General features: G+C 48.8%; 19 protein-coding genes. 11 read left to right on the top strand and 8 right to left on the bottom strand.

Translation table 11 applies throughout. The features are described 5' to 3' along the window. Positions 1-12: 12 nt before the first annotated feature. Both yhdP and tldD read left to right on the top strand, forming a co-directional pair. Positions 13-3,819: an AsmA2 domain-containing protein YhdP gene (gene yhdP / locus A9B99_RS20165; RefSeq protein WP_064600683.1), complete on the top strand. Its 3,807-nt coding sequence runs from the start codon at positions 13-15 to the stop codon at positions 3,817-3,819. Positions 3,820-3,906: 87 nt separating this feature from the next. Then, positions 3,907-5,352: a metalloprotease TldD gene (gene tldD, locus A9B99_RS20160; RefSeq protein WP_064600682.1), complete on the top strand. Its 1,446-nt coding sequence runs from the start codon at positions 3,907-3,909 to the stop codon at positions 5,350-5,352. A 67-nt stretch (positions 5,353-5,419) separates the two neighbouring features. On the opposite strand, the gene aaeR is transcribed toward tldD, so the two are convergent. Further along, positions 5,420-6,352, bottom strand: coding sequence for an HTH-type transcriptional activator AaeR (gene aaeR / locus A9B99_RS20155; protein WP_064600681.1), 933 nt, complete (start codon positions 6,350-6,352; stop codon positions 5,420-5,422). 179 nt (positions 6,353-6,531) lie between these two features. On the opposite strand from aaeR, the gene aaeX reads away from it, so the two are divergent. From aaeX to aaeB, 3 genes are read left to right on the top strand one after another with little or no spacing between them, the layout of a single operon-like run. After that, positions 6,532-6,735: a p-hydroxybenzoic acid efflux pump operon protein AaeX gene (gene aaeX, locus A9B99_RS20150; RefSeq protein ID WP_036104992.1), complete on the top strand. Its 204-nt coding sequence runs from the start codon at positions 6,532-6,534 to the stop codon at positions 6,733-6,735. A 7-nt stretch (positions 6,736-6,742) separates the two neighbouring features. Continuing rightward, entirely contained in the window at positions 6,743-7,675 is a 933-nt protein-coding gene (gene aaeA / locus A9B99_RS20145; RefSeq protein ID WP_064600680.1) for a p-hydroxybenzoic acid efflux pump subunit AaeA, read from the top strand. A gap of 5 nt (positions 7,676-7,680) precedes the next feature. Then, positions 7,681-9,651, top strand: a complete 1,971-nt coding sequence (gene aaeB / locus A9B99_RS20140; protein ID WP_064600679.1) for a p-hydroxybenzoic acid efflux pump subunit AaeB — start codon at positions 7,681-7,683, stop codon at positions 9,649-9,651. An 81-nt stretch (positions 9,652-9,732) separates the two neighbouring features. On the opposite strand, the gene yhcN is transcribed toward aaeB, so the two are convergent. Both yhcN and argR read right to left on the bottom strand, forming a co-directional pair. Then, on the bottom strand, positions 9,733-9,996 hold the full coding sequence (gene yhcN / locus A9B99_RS20135; protein WP_064600678.1) for a peroxide/acid stress response protein YhcN: 264 nt from the start codon (positions 9,994-9,996) through the stop codon (positions 9,733-9,735). Between the two features lie 370 nt (positions 9,997-10,366). After that, entirely contained in the window at positions 10,367-10,837 is a 471-nt protein-coding gene (gene argR / locus A9B99_RS20130) for a transcriptional regulator ArgR (protein WP_064600675.1), read from the bottom strand. A 409-nt stretch (positions 10,838-11,246) separates the two neighbouring features. Here argR and mdh point away from each other — a divergent pair, with 409 nt between their 5' ends. After that, positions 11,247-12,185: a malate dehydrogenase gene (mdh, locus tag A9B99_RS20125; RefSeq protein WP_064600673.1), complete on the top strand. Its 939-nt coding sequence runs from the start codon at positions 11,247-11,249 to the stop codon at positions 12,183-12,185. A gap of 41 nt (positions 12,186-12,226) precedes the next feature. Here mdh and degS read toward each other — a convergent pair whose 3' ends face one another. The 3 genes from degS to zapG form a co-directional block, all read right to left on the bottom strand. Further along, positions 12,227-13,294 (bottom strand): outer membrane-stress sensor serine endopeptidase DegS, encoded by a 1,068-nt coding sequence (degS, locus tag A9B99_RS20120; RefSeq protein ID WP_064600671.1) that lies wholly within the window; start codon positions 13,292-13,294, stop codon positions 12,227-12,229. Between the two features lie 91 nt (positions 13,295-13,385). After that, positions 13,386-14,753: a serine endoprotease DegQ gene (degQ, locus tag A9B99_RS20115; RefSeq protein ID WP_064600669.1), complete on the bottom strand. Its 1,368-nt coding sequence runs from the start codon at positions 14,751-14,753 to the stop codon at positions 13,386-13,388. Between the two features lie 149 nt (positions 14,754-14,902). After that, positions 14,903-15,304, bottom strand: coding sequence for a Z-ring associated protein ZapG (zapG, locus tag A9B99_RS20110; RefSeq protein ID WP_064600666.1), 402 nt, complete (start codon positions 15,302-15,304; stop codon positions 14,903-14,905). A gap of 213 nt (positions 15,305-15,517) precedes the next feature. Between zapG and zapE the strand changes: the two genes are divergently transcribed. The 5 genes from zapE to sspB all read left to right on the top strand — a co-directional run bounded on the left by zapE (position 15,518) and on the right by sspB (position 19,178). Beyond that, positions 15,518-16,648, top strand: a complete 1,131-nt coding sequence (gene zapE, locus A9B99_RS20105; RefSeq protein ID WP_064600664.1) for a cell division protein ZapE — start codon at positions 15,518-15,520, stop codon at positions 16,646-16,648. A gap of 228 nt (positions 16,649-16,876) precedes the next feature. Continuing rightward, positions 16,877-17,305 (top strand): 50S ribosomal protein L13, encoded by a 429-nt coding sequence (rplM, locus tag A9B99_RS20100; protein ID WP_036104968.1) that lies wholly within the window; start codon positions 16,877-16,879, stop codon positions 17,303-17,305. A gap of 15 nt (positions 17,306-17,320) precedes the next feature. Beyond that, a complete protein-coding gene (gene rpsI / locus A9B99_RS20095) occupies positions 17,321-17,713 on the top strand; it encodes a 30S ribosomal protein S9 (protein WP_000829818.1) in 393 nt (130 codons plus the stop codon). Positions 17,714-18,027: 314 nt separating this feature from the next. Continuing rightward, positions 18,028-18,669: a stringent starvation protein SspA gene (sspA, locus tag A9B99_RS20090; RefSeq protein WP_064600662.1), complete on the top strand. Its 642-nt coding sequence runs from the start codon at positions 18,028-18,030 to the stop codon at positions 18,667-18,669. A gap of 5 nt (positions 18,670-18,674) precedes the next feature. Next, positions 18,675-19,178: a ClpXP protease specificity-enhancing factor gene (gene sspB / locus A9B99_RS20085; RefSeq protein WP_064600660.1), complete on the top strand. Its 504-nt coding sequence runs from the start codon at positions 18,675-18,677 to the stop codon at positions 19,176-19,178. A gap of 150 nt (positions 19,179-19,328) precedes the next feature. On the opposite strand, the gene A9B99_RS20080 is transcribed toward sspB, so the two are convergent. Next, on the bottom strand, positions 19,329-20,747 hold the full coding sequence (locus tag A9B99_RS20080) for a glutamate synthase small subunit (protein ID WP_064600658.1): 1,419 nt from the start codon (positions 20,745-20,747) through the stop codon (positions 19,329-19,331). 11 nt (positions 20,748-20,758) lie between these two features. Continuing rightward, complete coding sequence (gene gltB, locus A9B99_RS20075) at positions 20,759-25,219, bottom strand: glutamate synthase large subunit (RefSeq protein ID WP_156519108.1); 4,461 nt, start codon at positions 25,217-25,219, stop codon at positions 20,759-20,761. Positions 25,220-25,861: the final 642 nt, after the last annotated feature.

The raw sequence follows: 25,861 nt of genomic DNA, 5'->3' as shown, positions 1-25,861 counted from the left end.
AAGGAGAGAAATGTGAAGCGACTGCCGGGCATCTTGCTGCTCACCTTTGCTGCACTGGTTGTCGTTATTGCGCTACTGGTCAGTGGGCTGCGCCTTGCATTGCCGCATCTGAATAATTGGCGGGAACCCATTCTTGCTAAAATTGAACAGGTTAGCGGTATTCCTGTAGAGGTCAGTGAAATCCATGCCTCCTGGCAGACATTTGGCCCCACCCTTGATATTCGTGATATCAATGTTCTGCTTAAAGACAAAGGGACGTTAACCATAAAGCGAGTCACGCTGGCGCTGGATATCTGGCAAAGCTTGTTACACGCTCGCTGGCAATTCCGTGATCTCACCTTCTACCAATTAAACGCAGTGACCAATACGGCCCTTTCCCATAACGGTGAAACCACCGACTTTGAGGTCAGTAAACTCAATGACCTGTTTTTACGGCAATTTGACCACTTCGATTTGCGCGACAGCAACATCAGCTTTTTAACGCTATCAGGCCAGCGGGCAAACTTACATATTCCACATTTAACCTGGTTGAACGGCAATAAACGCCATCGGGCTGAAGGAAAGATAAGTCTGTCCAGCTTTAACGGGCAACATGGGCTGGTCAATGTACGCATGGATTTACGTGATCAAAATGGCACGCTGAACTCCGGGAAAATCTGGATGCAGGCAGACGATGTCGATGTTAAGCCCTGGTTTGGTGAGTGGATGCGGGACAACATTAAGTTGAATCGTGCACGCTTCAGTATGGCGGCCTGGGTAAATATCAAAGATGGTGGGCTGGAGAGTGCGGACATCTGGCTACAGCAAGGGGGCGCGGAGTGGTCGGGCGAAAAATTCCGGCATGAGCTTTCGGTGCAGAGCCTGCTTACCCATATCTCTAAGCTGGGCACTGGCTGGCAAGTGCAGTTTCCGTTATCAGGCCTGAAACTGGATAACCAGTCATGGTCACAAGGGAGCATGGTGCTTGCCTGGCTACCTGGGAATACCAAAGAAACCGCAGAGTCTGCGTTTTCAGAGGGAGAGTTACGCATTCGTGCGAATCAGTTAACCCCGGATTACCTGGCTCCACTACTTCCGCTGGCGGAAACATTTGCTCCAAAATTTGTCGATGTCTGGCGTACCCTGCACCCGGCAGGAAATATAGACTCACTGGCTCTGGATATTCCCTTAGAGAAGCCCGAAACATTGCGCATGAAAGCGCAGTGGCACAACCTTTCCTGGAACCAGTGGAAGTTATTGCCAGGTGCGCAGCATGTTGCCGGCAATATTGTCGGAAGTCTGCAAAATGGCAGACTGAATCTGAACATTCATGATGCCCGTTTGCCTTATGAGCATGTCTTTCGTGCGCCACTGGAAATCTCACAAGGTAATGCCACTTTACGCTGGCAGGATGATGCTCAGGGGCTGCGTATTGACGGTAGCAATATCAATGTTCAGGCCAATGGCGTCCAGGCCCATGGTGATTTCAGTTATCAACACCCGGAAGGTGACCAACCCTGGCTTAAAATACTGGCCGGGATCACGGCGACTGACGGGGGGCAGGCATGGCGCTATTTTCCGGAAAACCTGATGGGCAAATCGCTGGTGGATTATCTCAGTGGTGCGATTAAAGCCGGTAAAGCGCAAAATGCGACACTGGTTTACTCAGGAAACCCACATTTCTTCCCATATTTGCATAACGAAGGTCAGTTCCAGGTTTTTGTTCCGCTTAAAGATGCAACCTTTGCTTTCCAGCCAGACTGGCCTGCACTTCAGCACCTTGATATTGATCTCGATTTTCGTAATGACGGTTTGTGGATGAAGGCACCTAAAGCGATTTTAGGTGGGGTAACGGCCAGTAATCTGGACGCCGTGATTCCGGATTATGCGAAAGAAAAACTGTTTATTGATGCTGATATCAACGGCGCGGGAGAATCTGTTGGGCCCTATTTCAAACAAACGCCCTTAGCGGATACCCTTGGCGCAACGCTTGATGAACTCAAACTGAAAGGAGATGTAAGTGCTCGCTTACATCTGGCTATTCCTTTAGATGGAGAAATGACGACGGCACAGGGAAATGTTTCACTGCGCAATAACACGTTGTCTGTTGTTCCCCTTAACAGCACATTGCATCACCTGACTGGCGAGTTCAGCTTTAAGAATGGCAATTTAACCAGTGGACCACTGCAGGCGACTTGGTTTAATCAGCCACTGACGGTTGATTTCACCACACAAGAGCAGGAAAAAGCGTATCAGGTGGATATTAACCTGAATGGCAACTGGCAAGCTGCCAGTACAGGCGTATTGCCTGATGCTCTTAGCCAGAGTTTAAAAGGTTCTTTTGGCTGGAAAGGGAATGTTGGAGTGACCTTACCTTACCGGGGTGATACAACCTGGCAGGTTGACCTTACAGGTGACTTGAAGAATGTAAGTAGTCACTTACCTGTTCCGGCCGCTAAACCTGCTGGCGAGTCTTTGCCATTGGTCATCAAAACGAAAGGAGATATGCACAGTTTTTCGCTGACTGGCAGCCTTGGGCAGACCACACACTTTAATAGCCACTGGTTGCTCAATAAAAAACTGACACTGGAGCGGGCTATCTGGGTGTCTGATTCGCGGAGTATTCCCCCATTACCTGAAAACCAGATGGTGGAGCTTAACCTCCCGCCACTTGATGGTGCTCAATGGCTGGCTGTCTTACAGGCCGGGACTGCAGAAAAAGTAAGCCACAGTGTGAGCTTTCCTGATGCGGTCACATTGCGAACGCCTTCCTTCCAGTTTGCCGGTCAGGCATGGAACAACCTTAATCTGGTGATGCATAACGCAACTGACAGCACTGTTGTTGACATAACCGGGCGTGAGATCAACGGCAAATTAACCCGGCGTGAAAATACTCCATGGGATGTGTCGCTGAACTACCTTTATTACAACCCGGTATTATCTGCGCTCAAGGTTGATAAAACTGCTGAAAATATGTTGGCGACCACGGGGAATACAATTGATTTTAGCCAGTGGCCTGATCTGAATATTCACTGCGCAGAGTGTTGGCTGATGGGGCAAAAATATGGTCGTATTAACGCAGATTTAGCGATTCAGGGTAATACGCTTACGTTAACACAAGGGCTTATTGATACAGGCTTTGCACGGTTGACGGCGAGTGGGGAGTGGGTTAATCAGCCTGGTAGTGAAAGAACATCTCTCAAAGGCGTCCTGAGCGGCAAGTCGCTTGACGAGGCGACAGGCTTCTTTGGGGTCGGTACTCCGTTACAGGGTGCTTCTTTCAAGACCGAATACGATCTGCACTGGCGCAATATTCCCTGGCGCCCTGATGTCGCCTCACTCAATGGGATAATTAAAACTAAACTGGGGAAAGGCAAAATAGCAGAGCTGGAAACCGGGCATGCAGGCCAACTTTTGCGACTGGTGAGTTTTGATGCCTTATTGCGTAAATTGCGCTTTGATTTCAGCGATACTTTTGGCAGTGGTTTTTATTTTGATTCCATCCGCAGCACAGCCTGGATTAAAGACGGTACGTTGCACACTGATGATACGCTGGTAGATGGGCTCGAAGCGGATATAGCGATGAAAGGCACTGTTGATTTGGTTAACCGGCAGTTGAACATGGAAGCTGCCGTGGCACCTGAAATTTCAGCAACTGTAGGGGTTGCAACGGCTTTTGCAGTAAACCCGATAGTTGGTGCTGCGGTATTTGCCGCCAGTAAAGTTCTGGGGCCTTTGTGGAGTAAAATTGCCTTGCTGCGCTACCAAATTACGGGCCCGATAGATAAACCGCGTATTAATGAAGTATTGCGGCAACCTCGTAAAACCGCCACGCAATGATTTGACGTTAGCGATGAATTACCGCAAGCTCAATAGATAAAACATTTCACCACCAGTCAGGTGGTCAGCATAAGAGTAATGAGTACGATGAGTCTGAATCTGGTAACCGAGCAGTTATTGTCCGCGAATGGATTAAGTCATCAAGACTTGTTTTCTGTCCTGGGTCAATTATCACAGCGTCGTCTTGATTATGGCGATCTCTACTTCCAGTCCAGCTATCACGAATCCTGGGTTCTGGAAGACCGTATTATTAAGGATGGTTCCTGGAATATTGACCAGGGCGTTGGTATTCGTGCCATCAGCGGTGAAAAAACTGGGTTTGCATATGCAGATCAAATAAGCCTTGAAGCATTGCAACAAAGTGCGCAAGCCGCGCGCAGCATCGTACAGGAGCAGGGAGAAGGGCAAACCAAAGCGTTTAGTGCCATAGCCACACCTGCTCGTTATATGCAGCTCGACCCTCTGCAGAGCATGAGCCGCGAAGAAAAACTGGATATTTTACGCCGTGTGGACAACGTGGCACGTTCTGCTGATAACCGTGTTAAAGAAGTGAATGCCAGTCTGACGGGGGTGTACGAGTTGATCCTGGTTGCCGCCACTGATGGTACTCTGGCAGCCGATGTACGGCCATTGGTCCGGTTATCAGTTAGTGTGCAGGTTGAAGAAGATGGCAAACGTGAGCGCGGCTCCAGTGGTGGCGGTGGCCGGTTTGATTATGCCTGGTTCCTTGAAGAAGAAGAAGGTACTGCCAGAGCTGATGCCTGGGCGCATGAGGCTGTTCGTATGGCGCTGGTCAACTTGTCTGCTGTGGCAGCTCCCGCAGGCACACTACCCGTGGTGTTAGGTTCCGGATGGCCGGGTGTGTTGTTGCATGAAGCTGTCGGGCATGGCCTGGAAGGTGATTTTAACCGCCGTGGGACTTCTGTATTCAGTGGTCAGATGGGCAAACTGGTGGCGTCTGAATTATGTACGGTCGTTGATGATGGCACGCTGGCAAATCGCCGTGGTTCTGTTGCCATTGATGATGAAGGAGTGCCTGGGCAGTACAACGTATTGATTGAAAACGGCGTACTCAAAGGGTTTATGCAGGATAAAATGAATGCCCGCCTGATGGACATGTCTCCAACGGGTAATGGCCGGCGTGAATCTTATGCTCACTTACCGATGCCACGTATGACAAATACCTATATGCTGGCAGGCAAATCCACGCCAGAAGACATTATTGCATCGGTTGAGTATGGCCTGTATGCCCCGAATTTTGGCGGTGGTCAGGTTGATATTACCTCCGGGAAATTCGTCTTCTCCACTTCAGAAGCCTATTTGATTGAGAAAGGGAAAGTGACGAAACCGGTGAAAGGCGCAACGCTTATCGGTTCTGGGATCGAAACGATGCAGCAGATCTCAATGGTTGGTAATGATCTGCGTTTGGATAACGGCGTCGGTGTCTGCGGTAAAGAAGGGCAGAGTGTACCTGTTGGTGTGGGGCAGCCCACACTTAAGGTGGATAACCTTACCGTTGGCGGAACGGCCTGATTCTGACACAGGCCGATAAATGTAGTCGTCGACATGTAAGCCGCCGCTTTAACTGGCGGCTTATTTTTTACCTCAGGTCTGTATGGCGGCCATGCATTTCCTGGTAAGTCTCTGCTACGTTCACAAAGTACTCCATCAGCCAGTTAATACAGACTTGTACTTTCAGGGGCAATTTATCTTTTTGGGTATATAACGCATAGACTGGTCGAGGATCTGACTGGTAGCGGGGCAGTAAGACTTCCAGATCACCTTGTTTTATTTCATCCAGAACCCACATAAGTGGCACATAAGCAATTCCTGCACCTTCACTCAGCCAACGCGTGAGAGTCATTGGATCATTGGTGACAAAACGCCCCTGAGGTGTCATACGGGTGGTAATTCCCTCGGGTGCGATTAGCTCAAATTCATTATCCGGGCGAACACTGTATTCCAGCCAGGAGTGGTTACTCAGGTCGGCGGGTTTTTCCGGTACACCGTGCTGATTGAGGTATTTCTTTGCGGCACAGATAACCATTGGCATTGCCCCCAGGCGGCGGGAAAACAGGCTGGAATCGCTCAATGCTCCAACCCGAATAACCACGTCAAGCCCATCGGCAATCAAGTCTGGTGCCGGGATACCTGTCACCAGATTAACAGACAAACCCGGGTACTCTTTCAGCATATTGGCTGTCATGACAGCCAGAATATTGTGTGCCATTGTAGAGGAACAACCAATACGCAGCGTCCCTATCGGCGTGTTATTGAAGGCATAAAGTTGTTCGTGCACTTCCCGCGCTTCGTGCAACATGCGGCGGCAGCCCTGGTAATAAATTTTCCCTGCTTCGGTCAGACCAATACTGCGGGTACTACGGTTAAGCAGCTTTACCTGCAGTTCATTTTCCAGTTTGGCAATAGTCTGGCTGATCGATGAGACACTCATTTGTAATTGTCTTGCCGCCGCGGTGAAACTACCCAGTTCAACTACTTTGGCAAAGACTGACATCCGTTTAAGTCGTTCCATTATTCACTCTGGCTTAAAAGTGATTTAGATCACAGATTATAGATAACAGCATAACAGTTACGTTAATATATTATTATTAAATTGAGCACTTCGTAGTTCCTGCCTGCAAATTCTTGATGTGGCTTCGAGGTGTTAACTACATCAATGGTATCGCCTGCTCCGTTCATATCAGGACAAAAATGACTTTATTTCCGGTTATTGTAGTATTCGGCCTTTCATTTCCGCCGATTTTTTTCGAGTTGCTATTATCGCTGGCACTATTTTGGGGGCTGCGTAGAGTACTGGTTCCTACTGGTATCTATGATTTTGTCTGGCACCCGGCATTGTTCAATACCGCCTTGTATTGTTGTCTATTCTGGTTAATAACCCGCCTGTTTGTTTGAGGTAGAAGTGAAAACACTAACAAAAAATCTGACCCGCACGGCAATCACCGTGGTGTTGGTTATTCTGGCCTTTATTGCTGTATTCCGGGTTTGGTCGTTTTATACCGAGTCGCCCTGGACACGAGATGCCCGCTTTAGTGCTGATATTGTGGCTATTGCACCGGATGTTTCCGGTTTGATTGAACATGTTGATGTTCATGATAACCAACTGGTGAAAAAGGGCCAGGTGCTGTTCGTGATTGATCAACCGCGTTATAAAGAAGCACTGGCAGAGGCTGAGGCGGATGTTGCGTACTACCAGGCTCAAGTAGAAGAGAAACGTCGTGAAGCCGCTCGTCGTAACCGCCTGGGGGTGGGTGCCGTGGCAAAAGAGCAAATCGACCAGGCGAACAACAGCCTGCAGACTATGGAACATCAGCTGGCTAAAGCCCGTGCAACAAGAGATGTGGCAAAACTCGACCTTGCGCGAACTGTTGTTTATGCGCCAGCAGATGGCTGGGTAACCAACCTGAATGTCTATGCCGGTGAGTTCATTACGCGTGGTTCTACCTCTGTAGCCCTGGTGAAAGAAAATTCGTTCTATGTTGTGGCTTACATGGAAGAAACCAAACTGGATGGTGTCCGGCCGGGATACCGTGTTGAGATCACCCCGCTGGGAAGTAATCAGGTATTACATGGTTCGGTAAACAGTATTGCTGCCGGGGTGACAAATGCCAGCAGTAGCCAGGATGCGAAAGGCATGGCGAGTGTCGATTCCAACCTCGAGTGGGTTCGTCTTGCACAAAGGGTACCTGTGCGTATTCAACTGGATAAGCAGTATGGCAATTTGTTTCCGGCAGGCACTACGGCAACGGTTGTTGTTACTGGCAAACATGACCGGAATACTGAGAACATGTCTTTTATCAGTAAGTTTTTCCGCCGTTTTCGTGAGTTTGGTTAATTATCATGGGCTTTTTCTCCATCTCCCAGATTCATTTGCGTTTTGCTTTCAAGCTCGCTACAGCCATTGTGCTGGCGCTGTTTGTGGGGTTTCATTTTCAGCTTGAAACACCTCGCTGGGCTGTATTGACTGCAGCCCTTGTTGCAGCAGGCCCAGCTTTTGCAGCAGGTGGAGAGCCATACTCCGGGGCTATTCGCTACCGGGGGATGCTACGTATTATCGGAACATTTATTGGTTGTTTTGCTGCGCTGGCTATTATCATTTTATTGATTCGGGCCCCGTTACTCATGTTGATAGTCTGTTGTATATGGGCGGGGTTTTGTACCTGGGTTTCTTCTCTGGTGCGTGTCGAAAATTCATATGCATGGGGGCTTTCCGGTTATACCGCACTGATCATTGTAATTACTATTCAAAAAGCACCATTGTTGACCCCGCAATTTGCCGTGGAGCGCTGCAGTGAAATTGTCATTGGGATAATGTGCGCAATAGTTGCTGACCTGCTATTTTCACCTCGCTCCGTTAAACAAGAAATTGATAAAGAGCTGGAGGAGATAGTTGTTGACCATTATCGGTTGATGCAACTGTGCATCGCGCACAGTTCCCGCGAAGAGGTTGATAAAGCCTGGAGTGATTTGCTGAGGCGCACCAATGCATTAAATGGGATGAGAAGTAATTTAAAAATGGAATCATCTCGTTGGGATAAAGCCACTCGCCGTTTGAATGTTATCCACTCGTTGTCGTTAACCATGATAACTCAGGCAGCCGAAACCTTTCTGATTCAGAATACCCGTCCTGAGGCAGTGCCTTCTGAGTTCCGTTACTTGTTTGAATTGCCTGTCGATTCAGCTGCTGATGTACACCGCAGGTTGAAACTCATGCGCCGTGTTATTTCAATCAGTGGTGATGATACACCGGTAACTATTTATACTTGGGTGGGCTCTGCAACACGCTTTTTACTGCTAAAACGCGGCGTCAACGCAAATACCAAAATCAGCGCAGTTGAAGAGGAAGTACTCAATGGGGAGCCGGTTGTTAAGCCGGTATCAGCTGAGCGCCATCACGCGATGATTAATTTCTGGCGTACGTCGGTGTCCTGTATTCTGGGAACACTGTTCTGGTTGTGGACGGGCTGGACATCCGGCAGTGGCGCAATGGTCATGATAGCTGTTGTCACTTCATTAGCAATGCGTTTACCTAACCCACGGATGGTTTGTCTTGATTTTGTTTATGGCATGCTTATGGCATTACCACTCGGCGCACTCTATTTCCTGTTTATTATCCCCTCGACACAGCAGAGTATGCTGTTGCTGTGCCTGAGCCTGGCCATTCTTGGGTTCTTTATTGGTATTCAGGTACAAAAGCGTATGTTGGGTTCAATGGCAACGCTGGCCGGGACTATCAATATTATTGTGCTGGATAATCCCATGAAGTTTGATTTTAATTTCTTCCTGGACAATGCGCTGGGGCAGTTGGTGGGTGTGGTGCTGGCCATGATCGTGATTTCTGTTATTCGGGATAATTCGCGTGAGCAAACCGGGCAGAATATTTTAAATCAACTGATGTCAGCAGCAGTGTCATCGCTCACCACCAATGTAGTACGTCGTAAGGAAAACCATTTACCTGCGTTGTACCAGCAACTGTTCCTGCTGTTGAATAAATTTCCGGGAGATATAGCCCGTTTTCGGCTGGCACTTAACTTGATTATCGCCCATCAGCGCCTGCGTGATGCCCCGGTTCCCGTGAATGATGAGCTGTCAGCTTTTCATCGGCAATTACGGCGAACGGCAGACCGTATTACATCGTCATCAAATAACTTCCGGCGGCGTGAATCCTTCCAAAGGTTGCTGCGTGAGTTAGCTATTTACCAGCAAAAACTGGAAAAGTGGGATGCTCCACTTAGTGTTACGGAACCAGTGCGCCGCCTGACAGAAATGTTGAATAAGTATCAGCATGCGCTAACAGAAAGTTACTCATAAAGGCATAACAACAACCCGGCATTATGCCGGGTTGTTGTTATAAACTACGAGAAGTGGGGCACCATGCCCCTGCATCATAGCTTATTTATATAATTCTGCAGTTGCATGCCAGCTATCACCTGAACGCGCCTCTATAACATGGTAAGCGGAAGCTCCTTGTTCAGCGGCTTTCTTATTTAGCATCTGGTGCATATCCATAGGTGAACTGGCTATGCCATCAACGCTGATTGTTCCTATAGGCTGGCGTGATTCAGCTTGCTCATCATTGAGTTGCGTTGCGGCAAAAGCGCCAAATGACAACATGGAAAGCAGGCTGGCTGTAGTGAGAGTTTTTGTCATGTTCATATCAGGTACCTCTGTTATCTGTTTTGTCTTGCTCATTATTCGTGAGCAGTGTCACAAAAAACAGTATAGTAGGGCCACGAAAAAAAGATAACAGACTAATCATTTCATAATGAACATTTATTGTATAAGAAAATATTTTTAGATTGTTGAGTCATAAAAATGGATTGGGAAGCGAATGTTTTTAGCTAAAGGTTATGTAAATCAATCGGATATAAATATTTAACCATTGATGCGGTTTAGTGCATGAGAACAGTCTGGTGGACAACGCACAAAATACAAAATAGTGGCAGGAAATTCCCAGGTAGTGATGCATAAGGTTCGACAGGTTTACGCGCCTTTGGCACTGGTACGGCAGCGTAAACCCATGTACTTACAGCTCTTGCTCGAACAGTACCAGAATCGCGTCGTAAAGTTCTTTTACCGTGAAGTTACTGGCTGGTGTTGTGAAAATCGTGTCGTCACCCGCAATGGTGCCCAGGATCCCTTCTGCTTTACCAAGAGAATCGAGCAGGCGGGCAATGAGTTGCGCAGCTCCGGGGCTGGTGTGAATAACTACCACAGCATCGTTGTAGTCGATATCCAGTACCAAATTTTTGAGTGGACTGGAGGTGGTTGGTACCCCAAGTTCTGCCGGTAAACAGTAGACCATTTCCATTTTTGCATTACGTGTTCGCACAGCGCCGAACTTAGTCAGCATACGGGAAACTTTCGACTGGTTGATATTTTCAAAGCCTTGCTCCTGGAGAGCCTGAACGATCTCTCCCTGAGAGCTAAATTTCTCTTCTTTAAGAAGCGCCTTGAAAGCTTTCACTAATTCTTCTTGTTTAGCAGAGGCTCGCATAATTTACCTTCATTCAGGCCAATAAGTGGCATCATTATGCAATTAATTGAATTTTTATGCAAATGCATCCTGGCGGCTGAATTAAATTGATGAAAGCCGCGGATTCTATCAAAAAATGTTATCCAGAAATATACCTGCATCACGTCTTAAAAATGCGCTATAAGGTAAAGTAAATGTTATCAAAATGATGTTGTTTTGATTCATTCAGTACAAGTTAAGAAAACAGTATTGAAGTGCCTGTTTAGGAAGTGACTTACTGTCCACCCCAGAAAAGTATACGGAGTAAACAAAACACCGTAATACTTAGTAAACTGGTGGCGTGAAGATTGTATTTACTTCATCTCTGGATTATGGTCGCAACCCCTATGGAGTTAAGGCACTTATTGCTAACCATAATAAGGAGTTTAGGATGAAAGTTGCAGTCCTCGGCGCGGCAGGTGGTATCGGCCAGGCGCTAGCCCTTCTGCTTAAGACCCAACTGCCTTCTGGTTCAGAGCTGACTTTGTATGATATTGCTCCGGTAACCCCGGGGGTGGCAGTTGATTTAAGCCATATTCCTACCGATGTGAAAATCACAGGTTTTGCTGGTGAGGATGCAACGCCCGCTCTGGAAGGCGCTGATATTGTATTAATTTCCGCGGGTGTTGCCCGGAAACCCGGCATGGATCGTTCCGATCTGTTCAATGTGAATGCCGGGATTGTGAAAAACTTAGTTCAGCAAATAGCGAAAACATGCCCAACAGCATGTATTGGCGTTATTACTAACCCGGTTAACACTACGGTTGCAATTGCGGCTGAGGTGCTTAAGAAAGCAGGTGTGTATAACAAAGATAAGCTATTTGGTGTGAGTACACTGGATATTATTCGTTCTAATACATTTGTTGCTGAACTCAAGGGTAAAAACGCGGCGGATGTGAATGTTCCGGTTATTGGTGGTCATTCAGGTGTGACCATTCTTCCGTTACTTTCCCATGTTCCTGACGTCAGCTTTACTGATGATGAAGTTTCGGCACTGACAACCCGCATTCAGAATGCAGGTACTGAGGTGGTTGAAGCTAAGGCGGGTGGTGGTTCTGCAACTCTCTCTATGGGTCTTGCTGCTGCGCGTTTCTGTCTGTCACTGGTACGGGCAATGAAAGGTGAAGCAGGAGTTGTTGAATGTGCCTATGTAGAAGGTGATGGCGAATATGCCCGCTTCTTCGCTCAGCCATTGCTGCTTGGCAAAAATGGCATTGTAGAGCGTCAGTCCCCGGGGGTTTTGAGTGCTTTTGAAAAACAAGCGCTGGAAGGGTTAATCGATACGCTGAAGAAAGATATTGAACTGGGTGTGGATTTTGTAAACCGCTAACGCAACTACATGGGCCGGCTCCCGGCCCATGTTTGTTTTTGTCAATTCGTTGCCGGGTATTCCTGGACTGTCACCATCAACGTCATTTTCTGTTCATTACGCATAATTTCAACGGGTATAACTGAGCCTGGACGGATTTCAGCCACTTGATCCATGGTCTCCAGTGCTGAAAGCGCAGGTTTATGGTTTACCGATAAAATCACATCGTTGATTTGAATACCTGCTTTTGCCGCAGGCCCATCTGGCGCCACATCATTAACGACTATACCCTGTATCTGGTCCAGCCCGGATGTTGCGGCTGTATGCATGGGCATCACTTCTCGCCCGGTGATACCTATATAGCCGCGAATGACCCGCCCATCACGAATTAGCTTATCCATGATGCGGGTTGCCAGGCGAGTAGGAATGGCAAATCCCAGGCCTTCAGGTGTCTCGCCGTCATTACTTTTATCAAATGAGAGCGTATTGATCCCCATTAGTTCACCCAGTGAATTAACCAGAGCGCCACCCGAGTTACCATGGTTAATCGATGCGTCGGTTTGCAGAAAGTTTTGCCTGCCACTTGGGTTAAGGCCGATTCGCCCGGTCGCACTAATGATACCCTGAGTAATGGTCTGCCCCAGGTTATAAGGGTTACCTATTGCCAGAACAACATCACCAATATGTGGCACCCTGTGTGGGTTGATGGGAATAACAGGCAGATTTGTTGCGTTAATTTTTAGTACAGCCAAATCAGTCAGGCTATCAGAACCTACTAATAGTGCCTCGAAAACCCGACCATCCTGTAAGGCAACGATGATTTGGTCAGCGTTATTAATAACGTGCTTATTGGTAAGGATATACCCTCTGGCATCCATTATGACCCCGGAACCCAGGGTGCGGATTTCCAACTGGTGATGTGTATTGCCATTACTACTACGGTTGTAAACGTTAACCACTGCTGGTGCCGCCCGGCGTACAGCCTGGTTATAACTAACCGGAGATTCATCTGCACTGGTGAACTGACTCACCGATGCAGGCACCATTGTGCGCAGCGAAGGCACGGTGAACACCAGAATGCCACCGACAAATAAACCAATTAGTGCTGACCGCAATAGCTTCAGAATCATGGATGTATATTGTGATTAATTGAGTAAACAGGATGGGAGCATATCATGAGTTTACCAGCCACCGCATTGCGGAGGCTGGTAATTATGTTACTTAGCGCAAAAGCAGATAAAGATTGGTATCACCACGTAAGATATTCAACGCAATAACCGATGGTTTATTTTCCATTACCTTACGCATCTCAGCAATGGAATGCACACGCTCACGGTTAACACCGACGATTAAATCATCTTTATTCAACCCGGCTTTTGCGGCAGCACTACCTTTGTCAACGGCATCAATATGCACACCTTTAGTTCCGTCTTTCAGGTGTCCATCACTGAGTGTTGCACCCTGTAATGCTGGTGATATTAACTCAGCACTGGCTGACGATGCTGTGCTCTTATCGAGTACGACCTCAACTGAAAGTGCTTTTCCTGCCCGTAACAACCCCAGTTTTACTTTGGTTCCTGGCTCTGTTGTGGCAATTTTTGCACGGAGCTCGGCAAAACTGCTGAGCTGTTTACCGTTCAGGCTGGTTATTACATCGCCCGCTTTGATTCCCGCTTTCGCTGAACCAGAACCTGGTAGTACTTCGTTTACGAACGCACCGCGCTGGACATTCAGGTTGAAGGCTTTAGCCAAATCAGCATTCAATTCGGTTCCTCTGATACCCAGTAACCCGCGCTGAATTTCCCCGGAGTGAATCAGTTGGGTTGCAAGCTTTATAGCCATGTTGCCCGGAATAGCGAAACCAATACCGATGCTGCCGCCGCCTGGAGCAAGAATGGCCGTGTTAATGCCTATCAGTTCCCCCTTCAGGTTTAGTAATGCACCACCCGAATTACCGCGGTTAATAGACGCATCTGTCTGAATGAAGTTTTCCAGACCTTCAATATTCAGCCCACTGCGCCCCAGAGCAGAAATAATGCCGGACGTCACTGTTTGCCCCAACCCGAAAGGGTTACCCACGGCAACGGCAAAATCCCCCACTTGCAGCGCATCGGAGTCAGCAACTTTAATTTGGGTGAGTTTTTCGGGATGCTGAATTTGTACGACTGCTATATCACTTTGCGAATCACTGCCAATCAGTTTGGCATCAAACGTGCGGCCATCGTTTAACTGGACACTGATTTTATCTGCATGCTCAATAACGTGGTTATTGGTAAGCACATAGCCTTTTGCTGCATCAATAATTACACCAGAACCTAAACCTTCGAAAGGCTGGGCTTGCGGGTCTGAACCATCATCACCAAAGAATTTTTTCAGTTCATCGGGCACTTGTGGGCTTTCTACTGCACTGCCTTCCACCTGAATGCTGACAACAGCCGGAAGCACTTTTTCAAGCATTGGCGCAAGGCTTGGAATCGCAGGTTGCCCAGGAATCTGTGAAGGCAAGGCGGCCAGCGAAGCCGCTGGAACAGACAATCCGATGCCAAGCGCTAACGCGACAGCACAAAAAAGTGGAGTTGTTTTTTTCATTAATACAGGCTCCCATTGGCTTGCTTGAAAACAGCTATCCTGAATAGATTGATAATATTGAATATACCTGGAATGAACAACTTGTATAACGTGTAAGCGCAATCACGCAAAAAAATAGGGTGCCGGAGCACCCTGTCATTTACAAATCGTTAGCTGCGTTTTGCTTTTTCGTTGCGCAAAAGCCCTGATGCGCCTTCAGAGTAATCTCGCGGTATTTGCACCGGAGCCTGATCATTATTGGCTTCTGAATCTTCAAGTCGATTGCGGAATGGGTTGGTTTCATCGCTCATTTCCGGTAACAAACTGGAAGAGCTTTTTGCCATGTGTTGATACAACTGGCGGTAATCACGCGCCATGTTATCCAGCAACTCGGCACTTTGGGCAAAATGGTTCACCAGTTCTTCCCGGTATTCTTCCAGTTCTGCTTTGTTTTTCTCCAGCTCATACTGTAATGCCTGCTGCTGGCGAAGCTTGCGGTTGCCAAAACGCATCGCGACGGCGCCAATAATGATACCGACGACTAACCCAATTAGCGCGTATTCCCAGGTCATGAACATCTCCCATTTATTGTTTGGTCGTAGGGTTAACTGCGAGGCTTACCTTCTGTTATGTCCGTGCCATCGCTTTATAACTGCCACTATAACCGTTAATTCATGAGAAGTGGAATCCTGCTGGTGTATCGCGTAGTGTAGAACGGCCTTTTTTTAGACAAAAGAGTAATGGCAACTCGTTTATTAGATTGCTAAGGAAGTAAGAATAACACCATGCAAACCCTCTCTCCGGCATCGCGTTACGAAATGGCGCTTCGCGATGGGCAGTTTCAGCCTGACAATGTTCAGCGCGATGCAATTACGCGTCTGGACGCAATTTACCAGGCATTGAGCGCACGGCAGGCGGTGCCTCATTCTGAGCCAAAAGGCCTGGCAGGAAAGATTACCCGATGGTTTAACCGCCAGCCAGTTGCTCCGCAACCTGTAACCGGCCTCTATATGTGGGGCGGCGTAGGGCGTGGGAAAACCTGGCTTATGGATATGTTTTTCCAGAGTATTCCGGGTGAAAGAAAGCTGCGGCTGCATTTCCACCGTTTTATGTTGCGTGTTCACGAAGAACTAACCCGTTTGCAGGGGCACAGCGATCCACTGGAAATTGTGGCTGACAGCTTCAAAGCGCAGGCAGACATACTCTGCTTTGATGAGTTCTTCGTTTCCGATATTACCGATGCGATGTTACTGGGTGGGCTAATGCAGGCTCTGTTTTCCCGGGGGATTACTCTGGTGGCAACATCGAATATTCCGCCAGAGAACCTGTATCATAATGGATTACAGCGCTCGCGTTTTTTGCCCGCTATTGCCGCAATTCAGGCGCACTGCGATGTGATCAATGTGGATGCCGGTGTGGATTATCGTCTGCGTGCGTTAACACAGGCACATCTATGGCTTTCGCCTTGTAATGCTGGCAACCTGGAACGGATGGGGCAATTATTTCAGACACTTTCAGGTTCACCATGGCATGAAGACCAGGGCGAGGTTCTGGAAGTCAATCATCGTTCACTTGCGACGCTTGGCAGTGCGAATCAGACGCTGGCGGTGACATTCGATACGTTGTGTGTGGATGCCCGCAGTCAGCATGACTATATCGCGCTGTCACATTTGTTTCATACGGTGATGCTGTACAACGTACCGGTGATGGATATACGGGCTGAAAATGCAGCCAGGCGTTTTATTGCACTGGTGGATGAATTTTATGAGCGCCAGGTGAAGCTGGTGGTTCTCGCGCAGGTGCCTTTGTTCGAGATTTATCAGGGGGAACATCTGAAGTTTGAATTCCAGCGCTGCCTTTCCCGGTTACAGGAAATGCAAAGTGAAGCGTATCTGCAGGCTCCGCACCGGCCATAACCTGTGCTGACTGCTGCTGAAAATCAGAAAAAAGGGTCGATCTTTACCAGTGACTTCTCTATAATCTTGCGACCCCACGTTACAACAAAGTTTTTTTCCCGAAACTTTAGAGTGCCGGTGAAAACTATCCGAGGGGGTAGGTTTACTGGACAATGTCGTGTGAACCTCAACTGATTTTAAGCGTTTGGGTGTTCACCAACGTGTAACTATTTATTGGGTAAGCTTTTAATGAAAACTTTTACAGCTAAACCAGAAACCGTAAAACGCGACTGGTATGTTGTCGACGCGACCGGTAAAACCCTGGGCCGTCTGGCTACCGAACTGGCTCGTCGCCTGCGCGGTAAGCATAAAGCGGAATACACTCCGCACGTTGATACTGGTGATTACATCATCGTTCTGAATGCAGATAAAGTTGCTGTTACCGGCAACAAGCGTTCTGACAAAATGTACTACCACCACACCGGCCACATCGGTGGTATCAAAGAAGCGACCTTCGAAGAAATGATTGCCCGCCGTCCTGAGCGTGTGATTGAAATCGCGGTTAAAGGCATGTTGCCGAAAGGCCCGTTGGGCCGTGCTATGTACCGTAAACTGAAAGTTTACGCAGGTAACGAGCACAACCACGCGGCGCAGCAACCGCAAGTTCTGGACATTTAATCGGGATATCAGGCAATGGCTGAAAATCAATACTACGGCACTGGTCGCCGCAAAAGCTCCGCCGCTCGTGTGTTTATCAAACCGGGCAACGGTAAAATCGTTATCAACCAACGTTCTCTGGAACAGTACTTTGGCCGTGAAACTGCTCGCATGGTAGTTCGCCAGCCGCTGGAACTGGTCGACATGGTTGAAAAACTGGATCTGTACATCACCGTTAAAGGTGGTGGTATCTCCGGTCAGGCAGGTGCGATCCGTCACGGTATCACCCGCGCTCTGATGGAGTACGATGAGTCTCTGCGCTCCGAACTGCGTAAAGCTGGCTTCGTCACTCGTGATGCTCGTCAGGTTGAACGTAAGAAAGTGGGTCTGCGCAAAGCACGTCGTCGTCCGCAGTTCTCCAAACGTTAATTGCTCTCTGCTCTGCAGATTGCATTGGCGAAAAACCCGGCCTGGCCGGGTTTTTTTATCTCTGCACAATGCTGTATTTACATGCCAGACAGTGTGTTTTTCTGTTAATTCCCACCACCCTTCACCACAAGTACAACAAAATCTGGTAAACTATCATCCAATTTTATGCCCCAAAGCTGGTATCTGTTTACGTTTTAGCCGGATTGCCTGGCGCAAGTGACTACAACAACAGACTCAGGGCTCCCGTAATCTGGCTGGCTGCTCCGCTGTAGCGGTTAGTGGCAGTAATTTTCTGAATATACTTGGAGGTTTTCATGGCTGTCGCTGCCAACAAACGTTCGGTGATGACGCTGTTTTCCGGTCCTACTGACATCTATAGCCATCAGGTGCGTATTGTCCTGGCGGAAAAAGGTGTAAGTTTCGAAATCGAGAATGTGGAAACGGATGATCTGCCTCAGGATCTGATTGACCTCAACCCGAATCAAAGTGTTCCTACTCTGGTTGATCGCGAACTGACGTTGTGGGAATCCCGTATCATCATGGAATATCTGGATGAGCGTTTCCCGCACCCGCCGTTGATGCCGGTTTATCCGGTCGCTCGTGGCGAAAGCCGTCTGTATATGCATCGTATTGAAAAGGACTGGTATAGCCTGATGAACATCATCATGGCAGGTACGGGTTCGGAAGTGGAAACGGCACGTAAACAGTTGCGTGAAGAACTAATGGCTATTGCGCCTGTCTTCGGTCAGAAGCCTTACTTCCTGAGCGATGAATTCAGTTTGGTAGATTGCTATTTAGCTCCGCTGTTGTGGCGTTTGCCTCTGATGGGCATTGAGATTGCCGGTGCTGGCGCTAAAGAACTTAAAGGTTATATGACCCGTGTCTTTGAGCGTGATGCATTCCTGGCTTCTTTGACGGAAGCAGAGCGTGAAATTCGCCTGCACACCCGGGGCTAATACCAATGGAAATGTCTCAGTTGTCACCTCGCCGTCCATATCTGCTGCGTGCCTTTTATGACTGGTTGCTGGATAACCAGTTGACGCCGCACCTGGTAGTAGATGTGACGCTGCCGGGTGTGAACGTACCCATGGAATATGCCCGGGACGGACAAATTGTGCTCAATATTGCGCCTCGTGCTGTCGGTAACCTGGAGCTGGGTAACGATGAGGTGCAGTTTAATGCCAGGTTTGGTGGTGTTCCTCGTACGGTTTCTGTCCCTGTATCTGCTGTTTTGGCTATCTATGCCCGCGAGAATGGTGCAGGCACGATGTTTGAGCCTGAACCGGCCTACGAGTTGGATGATGAAAGTGCAGTACAAGGGGCTGGGTCTGAGAGTGAATCATCCGATAACACTGTGATGTCAGTGATTGACGGCGATAAACCTGATGCCCCGGAAGAAGGTGATAATCCGGACAACGATCCTCCACCACGGGGTGGCCGCCCGGCATTACGGGTTGTGAAGTAACCACACTGGTTGGTTAATAGTGAAAACCGGGGACGATACCCCGGTTTTTTTACGCCTGTTGTTTTCCCCGCCGAAAATGTAAAAAAAGCCAGTCAGCGTGGACCGACTGGCTTTGACGGATGAGCTAATGCTCATTTGTTGCCGTGTTCGTTACACTTCCAGGAAGTTCATTATGCCATCAGCGGCTTTACGACCTTCTGCAATCGCAGTAACAACCAGGTCGGAACCCCGCACAGCATCACCGCCGGCAAAGATTTTCGGGTTGGTTGTTTGATATGGGTTGTCACTGTTTTCTGGTGCCAGAATACGCCCCTGACTATCCAGCTCAACACTGTGCTTTTCCAGCCATTCCATACGGTGCGGACGGAAACCAAATGCCATAATGACGGCATCTGCCGGAACCACATGTTCAGAGCCTGCAACGATTTCAGCACGACGGCGTCCTTTGGCATCTGGCTCACCCATTTCTGTGCGTACCATCTTCACACCGCACACTTTGCCATTACCATTGACTTCAATACCTAATGGTTGAACATTGAACTGGAATTCAACGCCTTCCTCACGCGCATTTTTAACTTCGCGTTTAGAGCCCGGCATGTTTTCTTCATCGCGGCGATAAGCGCAGGTGACATGAGTGGCGCTCTGGCGAACAGAGGTGCGTACACAGTCCATTGCGGTGTCACCACCACCGAGAACCACCACACGTTTGCTTTGCAGGTTAATGTAAGGTTGCTCAGCGTCTTCCTCAAAGCCCATCAACTTTCTTGTGTTGGCTATCAGGAATGGCAATGCATCAAATACACCTGTGGCATCCTCATTTTCGAGCCCGCCTCGCATAGACTGATAAGTCCCGACGCCCAGGAATACCGCATCATACTCATTCAGCAAATCGTCCATCTGGATATCTTTGCCCACTTCAGTATTCAGACGGAATTCAACGCCCATACCGGTGAAAATTTCCCGACGTGTACTCATGACTTCTTTGCCCAGTTTGAATGCCGGGATACCAAAAGTGAGCAGTCCACCAATTTCCGGATGACGGTCGAAGACAACGGCTTTCACACCATTACGTGTCAGCACATCGGCACATGCCAGGCCGGCAGGACCGGCACCAATGACAGCAACCCGCTTGCCAGTGGGTTTTACGCCACTCATATCTGGCCGCCACCCCATTTCGATGGCTTTATCATTGATATAGCGTTCAATATTACCGATGGTGACAGCACCAAACTCATCATTCAGCGTGCAGGAGCCTTCACACAGGCGATCCTGCGGGCAAACACGACCACATACCTCCGGGAGGCTGTTGGTCTGATGCGACAACTCAGCTGCTTCAACAATACGCCCTTCATTGGCAAGCTTCAGCCAGTTTGGAATGTAGTTATGTACCGGGCATTTCCATTCACAGTAAGGGTTGCCGCAGGACAGGCAGCGATCTGCCTGTGCTTTAGCCTGGCCTTCTGAGAAGGGTTCATAAATTTCTACAAACTCAATTTTTCGAATCTTGAGCGGCTTTTTCGGCGGATCAACGCGCTGCAGGTCGATAAATTGATAAACGTTTTGACTCATTGTATGACCTCTTACTGCGCCTGCACCCGCAGCTCGGCTGCGGAACGACTACGGTGACCCAATAATGCTTTTACATCACTGGATTTCGGTTTAACCAGAGCAAATTTTGCTGACCATACCGGCCAGTTCGCCAGAATCTCTTCACCACGGTGAGAGCCGGTAAACTGAACATGTTCAGTAATCATGCCACGCAGGTGTTCCTCGTGAATGGCAAGCTCATCAACATTCAGAACTTCAACCAGTTCAGGGTTGACGCGCTTACGGAACTCGCCATCTTCATCAAGAACATACGCGAAGCCCCCCGTCATACCAGCACCAAAGTTCACACCTGTCTTACCAAGAATGCAAACGATCCCGCCAGTCATGTATTCACAGCCATTATCACCAATGCCTTCTACAACAGTGATGGCACCAGAGTTACGGACCGCGAAACGTTCACCGGCACGCCCGGCGGCATACAACCGGCCGCCGGTCGCACCATACAGGCATGTGTTACCGATAATGCTGGCTTCATGGCTACGGTATGCTGAACCCACTGGCGGTCGAATTGAAATTAAGCCGCCAGCCATACCCTTGCCGACATAGTCGTTTGCGTCACCCGTCAGGTGCAGTTCAACACCACCCGCATTCCAGACACCAAAGCTCTGGCCTGCTGTCCCGGTAAAATACGCCACGATAGGGTCTGCCGCCAGGCCCTGGTCGCCATGATGGCTGGCAATATGGCCAGACAACGATGCACCAACAGAACGGTCAGTATTGCGAATATCGAACCAGAAGGTTTTACTTTGCTTGTTTTCGACATAAGGCATCGCCTGGTTAAGCAACTGGGCGTTTAAATCGCCTTTATCAAACGGCGGGTTCTGCTCTGTACAGTACAGTGCTTTACCTGGCAATGGCTCAGCCGTCTCCAGCAGGCGCGATAAATCCAGTTTTTGCTGTTTGGCAGTAAACCCATCCAGTACGCTGAGCAAGTCTGTACGGCCAATTAAATCAACCAGACGTGTTACACCCAGAGACGCCATGATTTCACGGGTTTCGCGGGCGATGAACTCGAAGTAGTTGGTCACTTTCCACGGTAAACCATGATAGTGATTACGGCGCAGTTTCTCATCCTGAGTCGCAACGCCAGTCGCACAGTTGTTGAGGTGGCAAATACGCAGGTATTTACAGCCCAGGGCAACCATAGGACCAGTACCGAAACCAAAACTTTCCGCTCCCAGAATCGCGGCTTTAACGATATCGACACCTGTTTTTAATCCGCCATCAACCTGCAGACGAATTTTGTGACGTAAACCATTTGCGACCAGCGCCTGTTGGGTTTCCACCAGACCTAACTCCCATGGGCAGCCAGCATATTTCACTGAAGAAAGTGGGCTTGCGCCTGTACCACCATCATAACCTGCAATAGTAATCAAGTCGGCATAGGCTTTTGCCACCCCGGTGGCAATCGTACCAACGCCCGGTTCAGACACCAGCTTGACGGAAATCATCGCCTTAGGATTGACCTGTTTCAGGTCAAAAATCAGCTGAGCCAAATCTTCGATAGAATAAATATCATGGTGTGGTGGTGGTGAAATCAATGTCACACCCGGCACTGAGTAACGCAAACGCGCGATATATGGGGTGACTTTATCACCAGGTAATTGCCCACCTTCACCCGGTTTGGCACCTTGCGCTACCTTGATTTGGATAACATCCGCATTTACCAGGTAAGCCGGAGTAACCCCAAAACGGCCAGAGGCAACCTGCTTAATACGGGAAACTTTGTTGGTTCCATAACGCGCCGGGTCTTCGCCACCTTCACCAGAGTTAGAGAACCCCCCCAGGCTGTTCATGGCTTCCGCCAGAGATTCGTGAGCTTCAGGGCTTAGCGCGCCAATGGACATCGCTGCGGTATCAAAGCGTTTGAACAGCTCGGTTGCCGGTTCCACATGCTCAATATTGACAGCGTCACCTTGTGGGGTGATTGACAGCAAATCACGCAACGTGGCAGCAGGGCGCTCATTAACCAGTTTGGCATACTCCTGGTAATCAGAATATTCACCGCTCTGTACTGCCTGTTGCAGTGTACGAACCACATCCGGGTTGTACGCATGGTATTCACCACCATGGACATACTTCAGCAAACCGCCTTGTTCCAGTGGTTTACGTGCCAGCCAGGCTCGCTTGGCCAGGTTAATAAGGTCTTGCTGGAAATCATTGAACCCGGCACCACCAATACGGCTGACCACACCCTGGAAGCACTGACTGGCGACATCATCATGCAGGCCAACAGCTTCAAACAGTTTTGAACAGCGGTAAGAGGCGATAGTAGAAATGCCCATTTTGGACATTATCTTGTACAGCCCTTTGTTGATCCCGTTACGATAATTAAGCATCGCTGTACGGTAATCTTTCTCCAGCACGCCACCATCAACCAGTTTCGCCAGTGATTCATAGGCCAGATAAGGGTAGATAGCTGTAGCGCCAAAACCTAGCAGGACAGCAAAGTGGTGTGAGTCCCGGGCACTGGCTGTTTCCACAATAATGTTGGCATCACAGCGCAGGCTCTGGTCTACCAGACGAGTCTGGATAGCGCCAACAGCCATTGGTGCAGGAACTGGCAAACGCTCTTTAGAGATATTTCTGTCTGAAAGGACCAGCAAAACGGTTCCTTCGCGAACCATTTTTTCTGCCTGGTCGCACAACGCTTTGATAGTTTCTTCCAGAGAGGCTTTGGCAGGATCAAAGGTAATATCCAGCGTATCTGCACGGTAATGTTCTTCATCCAGCGAAGTCAGTTGCCGGAAATCAGAATAAAGCAGAATCGGTGACTTAAAGCTCAGGCGGTGTGCCTGGCCTTCCGCTTCGCAAAAGACATTCATCTCGCGGCCAATACTGGTCGCCAGTGACATGACATGGGCTTCACGCAGCGGGTCAATTGGTGGGTTGGTCACCTGCGCGAATTGCTGACGGAAATAGTCATAAATAATGCGGGGTTTGCTGGACAGTACGGCAAATGGCGTATCATCACCCATTGAGCCAACCGCTTCCTGGCCATTTTCACCCAACACGCGAATCACCTGATCCAGTTCTTCACTGCTGTAGTTAAATTGTTTCTGATAGCTACCCAGCAAGTCATCGCTTAATTCACGAGCTCCGACCTGGTCATCAGGCAAGTCTTCAAACGGTACCAGGCGGCGCACGTTGCGCTCCATCCACTCTTTATACGGATGGCGGCTTTTCAGGTCATCATCGGTTTCTGCTGAGTGCAGGATACGGCCGATACGCGTATCGATAACCATCAGTTCACCTGGGCCAACACGCCCTTTTTCAACTACTTCGTCGGGCTGATAATCCCAAATACCCACTTCAGAGGCACAGGTGATTAACTTGTCGGTTGTGATGACATAACGCGCCGGGCGCAGACCATTACGGTCAAGGTTACAGGCGGCGAAACGCCCGTCAGACATCACAATCCCCGCCGGGCCATCCCAGGGCTCCATATGCATGGAGTTAAAGTCAAAGAACGCACGCAGTTCAGGATCCATATTCGGGTTGTTCTGCCAGGCTGGCGGAACCAGTAAACGCATGGCACGAATAATGTCCATCCCGCCACTCAGCAGCAGTTCCAGCATGTTATCCAGTGAACTTGAGTCTGAGCCAGTTTCGTTAACGAAGGGCGCGGCATCCTGCAGGTCTGGGATCAGTGGTGTTTTAAATTTGTAAGTACGTGCTTTTGCCCACTGACGGTTGCCTGTAATGGTATTAATTTCACCATTGTGTGCCAGGTAACGGAACGGCTGAGCCAGAGGCCAGCGTGGTACAGTGTTAGTTGAGAAACGTTGGTGGAACAGGCAAATAGCCGATTCCAGACGTAAATCAGCCAGGTCCAGGTAGAAACGCGGCAAATCAGCCGGCATACACAGACCTTTATAAATGTTCACCAGATTCGACAGGCTGCAAACGTAGAATTCTTTATCGTTGAGCAGGCGCTGTTCAATACGGCGACGGGCAACAAACAGGCGGCGTTCCATATCACGCGGGCGCCAGCCTGCGGGCGCGTTGACAAAGATTTGTTCGATACGAGGTAAAGAGGAGAGGGCGATTTCACCGAGCACACCTTCATTGGTCGGCACATCGCGCCAGCCAACAATTGAAAGTGTTTCCCGTTGCAATTCTTCTTCTACTACCTGACGGCTTGCCTGGGCCAGCGTATCGTCCTGGTTAAGGAACAACATGCCAACAGCATAGTTTTTCGCCAAACGCCATCCGCGCTCTTCCGCAACGATGCGGAAGAAGCGATCGGGTTTTTGTAGTAGCAAACCGCAGCCATCGCCGGTTTTACCATCGGCAAGAATTGCACCACGGTGCTGCATCCGGGCCAGTGCGTGGATTGCGGTACGCACTACCTTGTGGCTAGGTTCGCCTTCTATGTGGGCGATCAGGCCGAAACCACAGTTATCCCGTTCGAGGGATTTATCGTACAACATATCAGTGAACCTCCCCAGGCTCTACGGGATTCCCGAGACCGATTGCGTTAAGGCGTAACAGGGGACAGGCGACGGGGTGTGCATACTCAGTATGCGTGCCTCGCATGTCGCCCTCTTATCGACTCGACGTTTTACATCGGTGCACAAGTGTTGAGGACTTGCTTCAGAGGGAATCTCAATTACTGCATAAATATGATGAGCAGAGAACTCATCGAGAAAGCTTCCAGCGGACTTCCAAGTTAGCGAGAATCGCTACTCAGGTCAAATGGCATTCTTATTTATGCAAAAAAGAATGGAAAGTAACTTAACTATATAATATTAAATGGAAAAATAACTTTTTTACATTCAGTTTACCTAAGGGTGACCTTATGAGGAATGTGACCTGTATCACTGTGTAGTTGTGGGGGTGATGAGATTTGTCACTGGTTTTTTCTAAACTACCAGCATTTTTTACCTGGTGATGCTGTTTTTGTAATTGATGAAACTGTTTTTAGCTTGTGAAGAATTTTTGTCGAAAAATTAAATTCACATAAGGAAAAGTAATCGTCTGCGAAGTGAGTGAAAAAACGTTTATTGTGAATTGTTATTCATTTGAATAAAGGCAGCCAGGGCGCTTGATCCAGGTCATCGCCGTTGGTTGAG

Source organism: Mangrovibacter phragmitis, assembly GCF_001655675.1.
Lineage (GTDB): Bacteria > Pseudomonadota > Gammaproteobacteria > Enterobacterales > Enterobacteriaceae > Mangrovibacter > Mangrovibacter phragmitis.
Note: the sequence above shows the minus strand (reverse complement) of the source record. Positions and strands in the feature narration are given on the sequence as shown.